This is a genomic window from Mesorhizobium sp. M0751 (assembly GCF_040320265.1).
GTDB lineage: Bacteria > Pseudomonadota > Alphaproteobacteria > Rhizobiales > Rhizobiaceae > Mesorhizobium.
In genome coordinates this window covers 204743-216715 of sequence record NZ_JAMYPH010000003.1, presented here as the reverse complement: position 1 = coordinate 216715, position 11973 = coordinate 204743, and the positions used below count along the sequence as shown (strand labels likewise).

12 protein-coding genes are annotated in these 11973 nt (G+C 64.1%); 5 read left to right on the top strand and 7 right to left on the bottom strand.

Going from position 1 to position 11973, the window contains the following annotated elements; all coding sequences use genetic code 11:
- Positions 1-28: 28 nt before the first annotated feature.
- Positions 29-478, top strand: a complete 450-nt coding sequence (locus tag NKI19_RS06405) for an RrF2 family transcriptional regulator (RefSeq protein ID WP_006202816.1) — start codon at positions 29-31, stop codon at positions 476-478.
- On the opposite strand, the gene NKI19_RS06400 is transcribed toward NKI19_RS06405, so the two are convergent.
- From NKI19_RS06400 to NKI19_RS06370, 7 genes are all read right to left on the bottom strand, one after another.
- Entirely contained in the window at positions 475-1020 is a 546-nt protein-coding gene (locus NKI19_RS06400; RefSeq protein ID WP_352564362.1) for a gluconokinase, read from the bottom strand. The two genes, NKI19_RS06405 and NKI19_RS06400, sit on opposite strands and share 4 nt — an antisense overlap.
- Positions 1021-1025: 5 nt before the next feature.
- Positions 1026-2012, bottom strand: a complete 987-nt coding sequence (locus NKI19_RS06395; RefSeq protein WP_352564360.1) for an ABC transporter permease — start codon at positions 2010-2012, stop codon at positions 1026-1028.
- Positions 2009-2989, bottom strand: coding sequence for an ABC transporter permease (locus NKI19_RS06390; protein ID WP_352564358.1), 981 nt, complete (start codon positions 2987-2989; stop codon positions 2009-2011). Before NKI19_RS06390 ends, NKI19_RS06395 begins: the two co-directional genes overlap by 4 nt.
- Positions 2986-4527 (bottom strand): sugar ABC transporter ATP-binding protein, encoded by a 1542-nt coding sequence (locus tag NKI19_RS06385; RefSeq protein ID WP_352564357.1) that lies wholly within the window; start codon positions 4525-4527, stop codon positions 2986-2988. Before NKI19_RS06385 ends, NKI19_RS06390 begins: the two co-directional genes overlap by 4 nt.
- 80 nt (positions 4528-4607) lie before the next feature.
- Positions 4608-5732: a sugar ABC transporter substrate-binding protein gene (locus NKI19_RS06380; RefSeq protein ID WP_352564355.1), complete on the bottom strand. Its 1125-nt coding sequence runs from the start codon at positions 5730-5732 to the stop codon at positions 4608-4610.
- A gap of 297 nt (positions 5733-6029) precedes the next feature.
- Positions 6030-7058: an HTH-type transcriptional regulator GntR gene (gntR, locus tag NKI19_RS06375; RefSeq protein ID WP_352564353.1), complete on the bottom strand. Its 1029-nt coding sequence runs from the start codon at positions 7056-7058 to the stop codon at positions 6030-6032.
- A gap of 177 nt (positions 7059-7235) precedes the next feature.
- Positions 7236-8468 (bottom strand): MFS transporter, encoded by a 1233-nt coding sequence (locus NKI19_RS06370; RefSeq protein WP_352564351.1) that lies wholly within the window; start codon positions 8466-8468, stop codon positions 7236-7238.
- A gap of 175 nt (positions 8469-8643) precedes the next feature.
- On the opposite strand from NKI19_RS06370, the gene NKI19_RS06365 reads away from it, so the two are divergent.
- From NKI19_RS06365 to mocR, 4 genes are all read left to right on the top strand, one after another.
- A complete protein-coding gene (locus NKI19_RS06365) occupies positions 8644-8931 on the top strand; it encodes a DUF3175 domain-containing protein (protein ID WP_023675825.1) in 288 nt (95 codons plus the stop codon).
- A 111-nt stretch (positions 8932-9042) separates the two neighbouring features.
- Positions 9043-9954, top strand: coding sequence for a myo-inosose-2 dehydratase (gene iolE / locus NKI19_RS06360; RefSeq protein WP_352564350.1), 912 nt, complete (start codon positions 9043-9045; stop codon positions 9952-9954).
- A 200-nt stretch (positions 9955-10154) separates the two neighbouring features.
- Positions 10155-10361, top strand: coding sequence for a LacI family DNA-binding transcriptional regulator (locus NKI19_RS06355; RefSeq protein WP_352453276.1), 207 nt, complete (start codon positions 10155-10157; stop codon positions 10359-10361).
- 4 nt (positions 10362-10365) lie between these two features.
- Positions 10366-11832, top strand: a complete 1467-nt coding sequence (mocR, locus tag NKI19_RS06350; protein ID WP_352564348.1) for a rhizopine catabolism transcriptional regulator MocR — start codon at positions 10366-10368, stop codon at positions 11830-11832.
- Positions 11833-11973: the final 141 nt, after the last annotated feature.

Sequence of the window (11973 nt, the reverse complement as noted above, 5' to 3'; positions counted from 1 at the left end):
GGTTGGGGCTTTATGGGTTGGTTCGGGCATGCTTACCAAAAAAGGCAAATACGGCCTCAAGGCCCTCGTGCATCTGTCGGGCCTGCCGGTCGGCCAGCTTGCATTCGTCAACGACATTGCGGTCGCCAACAACATCCCCAAGAAATTTCTGGATGCCATCCTGGGCGAGTTGCGCAACGCAGGATTCGTCCAGAGCCGCAAGGGTAAGGAAGGCGGCTATCGTCTCGCCCGGCCGGCTTCCGAGATCAAGATCGGCCATGTCGTGCGCGTCCTCGACGGGCCGCTGGCGCCGATCCCCTGCGCCAGCCGCACGCAATACCAGCGCTGCGAGGATTGCGACGAGGCGACCTGCCAAGTCCGGCATATGATGCTGGAGGTCCGTCAGGCAATCGCCGAGGTGCTCGACAACCGCAGCCTCGCGGCCATGCGCGACGCCGACAATGACGATTTCCCAGTCGAACTGACGTCGCAAATCTAGCGCGCGAGCAGGCTCAAGGCGGTCGCGACGGTGTCGGCGACCGGACGCGTGCCATCCAAGGTTATCGCCGCCTCGTCCGCCGCTGGCGGCTCGAGCGTGGCGAACTGGCTGTCGACCAGGCTTGCCGGCATGAAATGACCCTTGCGATCGCCGACGCGCTTTTTTGCCGTTGCCGGGTCGATCTCCAGGTAAACGAAAACGATATCCGGGCAAAAGCCGCGCAGGCGATCGCGATAGCTGCGCTTCAACGCCGAGCAGGCGGCGACCACACCTTGCCCGCTTGCGACCGATGCTGCCATGCGCTGGCCGATCGCGTCGAGCCAGCCCTCGCGCAGCGCGTCGGTGAGCGGCTGCCCGCTCGCCATGCGCGCGACGTTTTCGGGCGGATGCAGCCTGTCGCCTTCGATAAAGACGGCGCCCGATGCCGCTGCAAGCGCTTCGCCGACGACCGACTTGCCGCAGCCGGCGACGCCCATCACCACGATGGCGGATGTCGCTCGTCCAGTGCTCGCCGGCTTATATGCCACGTCTTTCCCGGTCATGCAGGTCAGCGGCTTGCCGGCGCGCGGCCATAGAGCAGCAGCATGGCGACGATGACGACGCCGTAGATGATCTGCCGTCCCGCCTCCGGCATCTGCATGACAGAGAGAATGGATTGCAAAAGCGTGATCAGGATCACGCCGGCGACGGTGCCGAGATAGGAGCCGCGCCCGCCGAGGATCGAGGTGCCGCCGAGCACCACCGCGGCGATCGACGGCAGCAGATAGGCATCGCCCATCGATTGTGCCGCCTTGGAGGCATAGCCGGCCAACAGCACGCCGCCGAAGGCGGAGAGCCCGCCCGAAACCGCAAAGGCGATCATCACCACCCGCCTTGTATCGATGCCGGAAAGATAGGCGGCACGCTCGCGATTGCCGATACCGTAAACGGTGCGGCCGAAGCCAGTGCGGGTCAGCACGAACACCATTGCGGCGCCGATCAGCGCCCAGATGAGGACCGCATTGGGCACGCCAGGAACGGCAAAGCCGGTCGCCACATAGCGCATCGCACCGGTCGCGGAATCCTGCGGCGAGAAACCGCCCGTATAGACCACCATCAGCCCCTGCGCGACGGCGTTGGTGGCAAGCGTGATGATCATCGAGGGAATGCGCAGATAGGCTACGCCGATGCCGTTGACGATGCCGATCAGGACGCCGCAGAAGATGCCGAACGGAATGGCAAGCGCCACGCCAACGGGACCGTATGCGGCCGCAGCGCAGGCCATCATGGCGCCGGCCGCCACCGACCAGGGAACCGACAGGTCGATCTGGCCGAGCAGGATGACCAGCATCATGCCGGTGGCGATGACGCCGAGAAACGACGCCACCTTGAGCTGCTGCAAAAGGTATTCAGGCGACAGGAAGCTGCGCGAATAGAGGCTGCCGAGGAACAGCAGCAGCACGATACAGGCGAACGCCGTCAGCACCGCCGGATCGGCGCGGCGGAGGAATTTCGGCATGCGGCCGGCGAGACCGCTCACAGTCGTTTCGCTCACAGGAACCACTCCAGCCGGTTGCGGACCCGAAACAGGGCGAAGGCGCCGAGGCTGACCGCGATCAGCAGGATGACGCCCTGGAACAGGGGCTGCCAGAGCGGATCGAAATCGAAGACGAACAGCAGGTCGCCGATGGTGCGGAAGGCAAGCGCGCCGAAGATCGCGCCGATGGCGCTGCCCTTGCCGCCGAACAGCGACACGCCGCCGAGCACGACCGCGGCAATCGAAAACAGCGTATAGGCGTTGCCGCTGGCATAGGCCGCATCGCCGGTATAGGTGAAGAACGTCAGGAACAGCCCGCCGATCGCTGCAAGCAGCCCGGCAAGCGCATAGGCGGCGAACTTTCCACGCCGGATCGGCACGCCGGACATGTAGGCCGCCATCTCCGAGGAGCCGGCTGCATAGGCGGCCCGGCCGAGCACCGAGCGGCTGAACGGCACCCAGACAACGAGCACGACCGCCAGCAGCGTCACCAGGCTCGCCGGCACAAAACCAAACAGGCGCCCGGTCAGCGCATCGGCGAGCCCTTCATTGACCGAGCCGCCCGGAAACGGCCGAAGCAGCAGCGCGATGCCGAAATAGACCGCGCCGGTGGCGATGGTGGCGACGATCGGCTGCAGGCGTCCATAGATGACGATGGCGCCGTTGATTGCCCCGCACAGCAGCCCGGTGCCGAGCACGGCGATGACGCCGAAGGCGGTCTCGATGCCGGTGCCGACGACCAGCCACGACGCCAGGCAGTTGGTCAGCGTGAAGATCATGCCGACCGAAAGATCGATGCCGGCGGTGATCACCACCAGCGTCTGCGCCATGGCGACGAAGGCGAGCAGCACGCCCTTGTTCGAGGCCGTCTGTACGACGTTGGCGGTGAAACCCGCCGGATGGTTCGAGGTGTAGATGACGAACATGACGACGAAGATGCCGAACGCCAGCAGCGTTCCGCGCTGTTCGGCAAGCCAGTAGCGCCAATCCTTCACGCGTCCGCTCCTTGCCTTGGCATCTCTTCGTGAATGTTGAGCGCGCTGGCGATCAGCGCCCGCTCGGTGATTTCGGCGCCGACCAATTCGCGCTTGACCGCACCGTCATAGAGCACCAGCACCCGGTCGCAGCAGCCGATCAGCTCGTCATAGTCGGTCGAATAGAACAGGATCGCCGCACCCTGGTCGGCAAGCTTGCGCATCAACTGGTAAAGCTCCTGCTTGGTGCCGACATCGATGCCGCGCGTCGGATCGTTGAGCAGGATGATGCGCGGCTGCCGCATCAGCCATTTGGCGATGACGACTTTCTGCTGGTTGCCGCCGGACAGCGCGCCGACCGGAATGTCGAGGCCGGCCGTCTTGATCGCCAGAAGACCGACCATGTCGTCGATCAGCCGCTGCTCGGCGGCGCGATCGATGATGCCGGCCCTGGACAGCCGGTCGAGGGCGGCGAAGGAGAGGTTTTCGCGCACCGTCATCGGCAGCATCAACCCTTCCGTCTTGCGATCCTCCGGGATCAGCGCCATGCCGATCCGGTCGTCACGCGCCGCGGCCGGACTGGCGATCGCCACCGGCCTGCCGTCGATCAGGATCTGGCCCGACAGGCCGCGCAGCACACCGAAGAAGGCGAGCAGCAATTCGCGCTGGCCCTGGCCATCGAGGCCGCCGAGGCCGACCACCTCGCCCGCCCCGACCGACAGCGAGACATCGTGCAGCCGATCCGTCCAGGACAGGCTGCGCGCCTCCAGAACCGGCGTGGCTGCAGCAGCCGCCCGCGCGGGCTTGGGCGGAAAAATGTGGCTGTACTCGCGCCCGATCATCAGTTCGACGACCTCGTTGTCGCTCTTGGTGCCGGCCGCATAGCTGGCGACATTGCGGCCATTGCGGAATACCGTGCACTGGTCGGCCAGCTCGGCGATCTCGTTCATGCGGTGCGATATGTAGAGGAGCGCCAGCCCTTCCGAACGCAGCCGCTTCAACACGGCGAAAACCCTGGCGACGTCAGCCGCGGTCAGCGCCGAGGTCGCCTCGTCGAGGATCAGGATGCGTGGCTTGCGCGCCAGCGCCTTGGCGATCTCGACCATCTGCCTTCTCGAAAGTGGAAGATCCTTGACCAGCGCCAGCGGATGGATATCGGAGGCGCCGGCGCGAGCAAGGGCTTCTTCGGCGATGCGGCGCTGCGCCTTGCGGTCGATCATGCCGAAACGCTTCGGCGGATCGGAAATGACGATGTTGTCGGCAACACTGAGTTCGGGGACGAGCGACAGTTCCTGGAAGATGCAGACGATGCCGGCCTGGTTGGCAGCGGCCGGCGAAGCGAAGCTCACTTCGTTTCCGTCCAGCATCATGCGGCCCTCGTCGGGCGCGACAACGCCCGCCATGACCTTGATCAGCGTCGATTTGCCGGCGCCGTTCTCGCCGAGAATGGCGTGGATGCTGCCTGGAGTGACCGACAGTTCAGCCTTCTCCAGCGCCCGCACGCCGCCATAGCGCTTGGATATGCCTTCCATCCGGAAGAGCGGAACCGCACCGTCCATCGGCCCTCCCCAGGCGCTTGGCAATCAGGATGTCGAGCGCCGACGCCGCGGGATTTCCCGCGGCGTCGGGCTGTTGGAGTTTACTGGTTTTCCTTGCTCTGGCCCATGATTTCCTGCGCCGTGAAATTGATGCCGCAGGTCGGGAAGGAATTGCCGACGAAGAAATTGTCGGATTGGTCGGGGAAGAAATCCTGGCCTGCCTTGAAGTTCGGATCCTCGACGATCGCCAGCGGCAGCTTGACCGCTTGCGGCACGACCTGGCCTTCAAGTGCTGCAATCGCCGTCTTGATGGCAACCGCGACCTGAGCCGGGCCGGTGCCGGCCGACGAGCATTTCAGCCCGTCAGCGGCGAACTTGGCGCAGAATTTTCGGAAGCCATTCTCCGTCTCGCCGCCGAACGGCACAAACGGATGCTTGGCATCGATCATCGCCTGCACGATGCCGGTATCGCCGCCCTGTCCGGTAATGCCGTCGAAGGGGCCGTTGGTAGCAATGGCATCGGCCGTAGCCTTTTGCGCAACGCCGTCATCCCACTTGCCGACGACCTCGGTGACATCCCATTTCTTGCCGGAAGCGTCGAGAACCTCGTGGATGCCGCTATGGCGATCGGTGTCGACGGACGTGCCGGCGACGCCGCGCACTTCCAGCACCTTGCCACCGTTCGGTATGTGCTTGACCAGCCAGTTGCCCCACAATTCGCCAAGGCCTTTCTGGTCGACATTGACGTTGATGGCATCCTTGGTGTCGAGGATGTTGTCGAAGGCGACCAGCACCACGCCGGCTTCCTTGGCCCGCTTGATGACAGGGCCGAATGCGGTCGGGTTCTGGGCGTTGACGACGATCGCGTCATAGCCGGAATCGATGAAATTGTTGATTGCCGAAATCTGGGCCGGCACGTCTTCGCCGGTCGAGACCACCTTGAATTCCTTGAGCTTGGCCGCGACCTCCGGCTGCGCTGCATAGGCCTTTGCCGTCTGCACCATCTGGATGCGCCAAGTGTTGGCGATGTAGCCGTTGGCCAGAGCGATGCGGTACGGGCCGTCTTTCTTGGGAAACTTGAAGAACTGCGTATCGGCCGACCAGGGCGCGAAGCAGTCAGGCTCGGCCGATGGCCCCTTGACGATTTCAGGTTCGGCGATCGCCGACGAGCTCAGCATGACGAAAGCAGTGGCGGCAACGATACCGCCAACGAGTGACTTGATCATCGATATTCCTCCCAGTTGCAGTTTTGTTTGTTCTTACGCCGATGAATTTTCGCGTTTCCGGCCCGGCACCTCCCGCCGTACCCGTTGCGCGTTCAGGTGGCCGAATGCCGACCCGATCCCCTCCCTTGTTGCTCCGGCTAGTCCCGCAAAAACTATCATATTATACATAATAAACAAGCGTGAGCTGTCGCTTATGTATAATAAACAGCCTACCATCTTCGGGGCGACGTTCCGCCCGGCGACAACTGGTAGCGCTACCATGACGTAGTGTAAAGCGCCATTGCGTTGAAGCTCGCTTCAGCGCGCCGTGCTTTCACGTCGCTTGAGTTCGAAGCCAAGGTCGACGACCCGCTGCTCCGGCCTGCTGCCCTCGATCGCCGCAAGCGCCATGGCGACAGCCCGCCGGCCGATCTCGTAACGATAGGTCCGGACGCTGGTGACCGACGGGAAAGCTACCTCCATCATGTCGAGATCATTGAAGCCGACGATGCCGACCGTCTTCGGAACCGCGATCGAAGCGCGATGGCATTCGAACAGCACGCCGAGGGCGATATCGTCATTGTTGCAGAACACCCCGTCGAGGCTCGGCACCTTGGCCAGCGCGTCGCGGAACAATTCGCGGCCGAGGGTGACGCTGGAGGGCACCGGCGTCGTGGTGGTGAGCCGCGCATCGAACAGCCCGGCCGCCTCCATCGCTGCGCGATAGCCGGCCAGGCGCCGCTGCGAACGCGGATCCATGCGCGCACCGATGAAACCGATCCGGCGATAGCCTGCCTCGATCAGATGTTCCGCAGCCGCCTTGCCGCCCTCGAAATGTGAGAACCCGACCATCATGTCGACCGGATCTGGCCCGGTCTCCATCACCTGCACCACCGGACAGCCTGCCGTTTCCAGCAGTTTTCGCGACGCCGGAGTCTGGTCGATGCCGGCCACGATCAGCGCCGCCGGGCGTTGCGGGCCAAACACCTGCAGCAGCCGCTCTTCCTCGAGGCCGGAATAGTGAGTGTTGCCGAGTTGGATGCGGAAAGGGCCGTCCGACAGGCTGTCGTAGATGCCACGCACCACTTCGGCAAAGACGTTGTTGGTAAGCGAGGGCACCAGGACGCCAAAGACCTCGGCGCGCGCCGAAGCCAGCGCCCGCGCATTCGGGTCGGGCACATAGCCGAGCTCGTTCACGGCGGACTCGATCTGGCGGCGCAGATCTTCTGAGACACGTCCCGGCTCACGCAAGGCACGCGATACGGTAATGGCGCCGACGCCGGCCTTGCGGGCGACATCGGCGATGGTCGGGCGGCCGCCGCCGCGGCGTGAGCGCGGCTTGATCACCGTATTGGTCCCAAAGCCGGGCAACCGCCCGGACGCGACCGTGAGACGATGTTCAGCGTTTTTGCCACTGCTGCTGCCATGCCAACCTGGCCCGTTGCCACACCCTTGTCTGGCGTCGCGCAGCCTTCGGCTATTGTCAAGCGACGGCCGGAGAGACCGTATCCGTACCGCCGTGCTTCAGGCCGTCACGGCAGCGCTGCGCCGGGCCTTCCACAGCAGCAGCACCATGGCCAAAATATTCAGCAGGTTCCAGGCAATGCCGTTGAGGAACGCGGCGGCATAGGAACCGGTCAAATCGTAGATCCAGCCCGACATCCAGCCACCGATAGCCATGCCGAAGATGGTCGCCATCATGACGATGCCGACGCGCTGGCCAGCCTCCTTGGCTGGCATATATTCGCGCACGATGATCGCATAACAGGGCACGATGCCGCCCTGCGACAGGCCGAAGACCAGCGAGACGACATAAAGCGATGCAAGCCCGTCGAACGGGATATAAAACAACAGCGACAGGCATTGCAGCACCGAGCCGATCAGCAGGGTTTTCACGCCGCCGATGCGATCGGCAAGGAAGCCCGAGCCAAGCCGGCTGACAACGCCCGCGGCCAGCATGATCGACAGCATATCGGCGCCATGCGCCACGCCGTAGCCGAGATCCATGCAATAGGCGACGATATGGACTTGCGGCATCGACATCGCCACGCAGCAGCCGAGCCCGGCGACGATGAGCAGCGCCTGCAAGGCCGCCGGCGACAGCGAGATCGGCTGGACCACGCGGCTGCCCGGCGATCCCGGAGCCGCCTGGGGCGGTGCGCCGCGCCTGAGCAGCAGGATCAAGGGCACCATGGTGACCAGGCAGACGAGGCCGATCGCGGCATAGGTGAAGCGCCAGCCTTCGGTCTGCATGACATAGGGCATCGCCGTCGGCCAGATCGCTCCGGCGAGATAGTTGCCGGACGCGGCAGCCGTCACCGCGACACCGCGGCGCCGGTTGAACCAGTGCGAGATGTCGGCGATCAAAGGGCCGAAGATCGCCGACGAGCCGACGCCGATCAACAGGCCCTGGACGAGGGTGAACTGCAGGATAGAACTGGTAAGCGACGCCAGCAGGAAGCCGGCGCCAAGCGCGATCGCGGCAATCAGTGCCGGGATCCAATACCCCATGCGGTCGATGGCGCGGCCGAACAGCACATTGCCGGCGGCAAAGCCGACCATGGTCGCGGTGTAGGGCATCGAGGCAGCGGCGCGATCAACGCCGAATTCTGCCTGCACGGCGGGCAGCACCACGACCACCGCCCACATGCCGACCCCGCCGATCGTTGCCAGCAGCATCGAGATGCCCAGCCGTATCCAGGCATAGGCACTGTCGATGCCGGAACTTCCTGCCTGGCTTGAGACGATTGGGGTCAAGAGCGTTTCCTGTCCGCAGTTCTTGAATCGGCGGTTCTGACCACTATCGGCGCATTCGCATCGCCGAGCAGCGCCACGACAGGCAAATCCGTGGCTCCAGGGATTCGGGCCGAGGTGGAACAGGGGTGCGCCACAAGGCGTTTTCCCGGCAACGACCTAGTGGAAGGAGTTTGCCATGACCGCTCAACGGAAATGGTCCGCCGACGTCACCGAGCATAGCGACGCGCTGGACCTCGAGGAACACATCTTCGAATCCCACGATCCCAAAAAGATTGCCGCCTCTTTGAAGCGATCGGCCGAGCACAGCGATCGACGCAAGGCAGGGCCGTTTCAATCCGCCATGTCGATGCTGAATTTCTACATCAACCGCGCCGGCAAGAACCTGCCGGCGGCGCAGAAGAAAGTGCTGGAGGACGCAAAGGACGAGCTGCGTGCCCTCTTCGGGCGCCCCAAAGAGGACTAGGGTTAACATTGGTTCTGCCAAATTCGGCTGAACTGGACCTAGTGACAGGGCCTCTTTGTCGCCAGTTTGCAGGCTCGGCTTGTATTCCCAAGCCTGCAAAAGCCTGGCGTCATGACGGTCAAGATCGGCATCAATCCCATCACCTGGAGCAATGACGACGTTCCGGCGCTTGGCGGCGATACGCCCTTGGAGACCTGCCTGTCGGAAACCGCGCAGGCCGGCTACCGCGGCACCGAGCTCGGCGGCAAATTTCCGCGCCAGGCTGAAGTGCTTGGGCCGCTCCTGTCTTCCTATGGCCTGGAACTCGTCTCCGGCTGGTATGATGGCCGCATTCTCGACCGCACGGTCTACGAGGAATTCGCGGCGATTACCCCACATCTGCAGCTGTTGCGCGACCTTGGCGCCAGGATCGTCGTCTACGCCGACACCTCTCGCGGTCGCCATGACGGCATTTTCGCACCGATCTCCGAGCGTCCGCGCCTCGCCGACAGCGACTGGCCGTCCTATGGCGAGAAACTGACCGCACTCGCCGACCGCATGGCCGCATTCGGGGTCGGCATGGCCTTCCACCACCACATGGGCACCATTGTCGAGACGGACGATGAAGTCGACAGGCTGATGACGGCGACGGGCCGAAGCGTCGGCCTGTTGTTCGATACCGGCCATTGCCTGTTTTCGGGCGGCGACCCGCAATCGCTGCTGCAACGGCATCTCGACCGCATCGTGCATTTCCATTGCAAGGATGTTCGCAGGGCGGTGCTGGAACGGGCACGCCGCGAGGACATGAGCTTCATGGCGGCGGTAATGGACGGCATTTTTACCGTGCCCGGCGATGGCTCGGTCGATTTCCTGTCGTTGCTGAAACCCCTCGCGACGCGCGGCTATGAAGGTTGGATCGTTGTCGAAGCCGAGCAGGATCCGGCCAAGGCGCATCCGCTGACCTATGCCAGCAAAGGCTATTTCTCGTTGCTCGCCACCGCCCGCGAAGCCGGTTTCGAAGTGGCGACGCGACAGGCAGACTGACCGGACCGTATTGCTAGCCGGAGGAACATGATGGGCGCGCGCCTCGATGGGGTTAGCGACGCGAAAGCGCCCGGCGATCCGCGCCGTCTTGCTCCCTGTGCGGCGCGGATCGCAGAATCCCGGCTCTGGATTTCAAACCCCGACTTTCAAGCTTGAGGCCGGCCGGAAGCCGTGCCTTGATGCAACCGAGGAGGAGCGACATGGCTTTCGAAGCTGCGCTTGGCATGGAACGGCTTTGCACCATCCGGGAGATCGCCGAGAAGGCGGAACTTGGCGCCGCCACCGTGCATCGCGCGCTGAAGAACAGCCGCGAGATCCGCCCTGAAACCAGGCGACTGGTGCTCGACACCGTCTGCCGGCTCAACGAGGAAAAGATCGCCCGCGCCGCCCGGTTCGTCGGGGGATAGTGCCGTGGCCGACCAGATGCGCCTTTCCCTCGACATCATGTCGGTCGACCGTGCTTCGGAAGAACCGATGCATCGTCAGATCTACGGCGCGTTGCGACGCTTCATCCTTGACGGCCAGATCCCGCAGAACACGCTGCTGCCGTCGACGCGCTCGCTGGCCGAAGATCTGAAGGTCGGGCGCAACACGGTCATCGCCGCCTATGACCAGCTCCTTGCCGAAGGTTTCATCGAGGCGCGTGCCGGATCGGGCACCTGGGTGGCGCCGATCCAGCAGAACCGTCCCCTGGCATCGCTGCGCGCCGGACTGGCAGCGCCGCAAAAGCTGTCGCGGCGTGGCCAGACCATCGTCAACGGCCCGCAACCGCCACGCAATGCCGGCGTCATCAATTTCCATCCGGGCGTCCCCGAAACGGCATCGTTTCCGTTCACCATCTGGTCAAGCCTTCTGGTGCGCAATGCACGCAGCCGCGACGAGAGCCTGCTTGGTTATCTCTCCTTTGCCGGCCACCCCGGCCTGCGTCAGGCTATTGCCTCGACCATCGGCCTGTCGCGCGGCATCAGCTGCACCGCCGACCAGGTGATCATCGTCACCGGCGCGCAGGCAGCGCTCGATCTCGTCTCGCGCGTGCTGATGGACGAAGGCGACCATGTCTGGATGGAGGAGCCCGGCTATCTCGGCGCCAAGAGCGCCTTTCTCGCCAGCGGCGCCAGGCTGGCACCGTTGAAGGTCGACCGGCGCGGCTGGCATCTTGCCGATCCGGAGCTGCCGCCGCCGCGGCTGATCTATGTGACGCCATCCTGCCAATGGCCGTTCGGCACCATCATGCGCATCGAGGAGCGGTTGCAGCTGCTCGACATCGCCGAACGCAACGGCGCCTGGATCGCCGAGGATGACTATGACGGCGAATACCGGTTCCGCGGCCGGCCGGTGCCGGCGCTGCGCGGGCTCGATCATGCCGACCGCGTCGTCTATATCGGCAGCTTCGGCAAAACACTGATCCCGGCGCTGCGCATCGGCTATCTGATCGTGCCGCGCGAACTGTCGGTGCCGTTCGACCGGGCAGTGAGCATCACCGGCCAATTCGCGCCGCTGATCCTGCAGGCAACGGTCAACGACTTCATCACGCAGGGCTATTTCGCCACGCACCTCAAGCGCATGCGCCGGCTCTATGCGCGCCGGCAGGCGAACTTCGTCAAGCTGTGCCAGGAGCATCTGGCCGAATGGCTGACCGTCACGGAAAACGATTCCGGCATGCAACTGCTGGCGACCTTCGTCAGGCCCTATAAGGACAGCGACGTGGTTGCCGCCGCCGTCAAGGAGGGGCTCGACGTCCAGGGCATCTCCATCAACTATCACTCTACTGAACCCGAGCACGGCCTCCTGCTCGGCTATGCGGCAATGGACGAACGCCAGATCCTGCGCGCCGTGCTTGCCCTGCGCGCCGCGTTTCTGAGGTTGGACAGAAGCTAGGGCAAGCGCGTCATCTCGTTCACCGCGGTTGCAACATTCGCCCGAGGCGATTAGAAATACGGCATCGGTCCTGGTCCTTCGCCGCGTTCGCGCAAGGAGCCACTCACAGGCCGAATCTCCCCGAAAACCAGAAGCATGCTA

Coding starts and splice junctions, on each gene's coding strand:
- NKI19_RS06355 (WP_352453276.1), top strand. CDS start 10,155: ATGGCTTTCGAAGCTGCGCTTGGCATGGAACGGCTTTGCACCATCCGG.
- NKI19_RS06385 (WP_352564357.1), bottom strand. CDS start 4,527: ATGGACGGTGCGGTTCCGCTCTTCCGGATGGAAGGCATATCCAAGCGC.
- NKI19_RS06405 (WP_006202816.1), top strand. CDS start 29: ATGCTTACCAAAAAAGGCAAATACGGCCTCAAGGCCCTCGTGCATCTG.
- NKI19_RS06365 (WP_023675825.1), top strand. CDS start 8,644: ATGACCGCTCAACGGAAATGGTCCGCCGACGTCACCGAGCATAGCGAC.
- NKI19_RS06380 (WP_352564355.1), bottom strand. CDS start 5,732: ATGATCAAGTCACTCGTTGGCGGTATCGTTGCCGCCACTGCTTTCGTC.
- iolE (WP_352564350.1), top strand. CDS start 9,043: ATGACGGTCAAGATCGGCATCAATCCCATCACCTGGAGCAATGACGAC.
- NKI19_RS06400 (WP_352564362.1), bottom strand. CDS start 1,020: ATGACCGGGAAAGACGTGGCATATAAGCCGGCGAGCACTGGACGAGCG.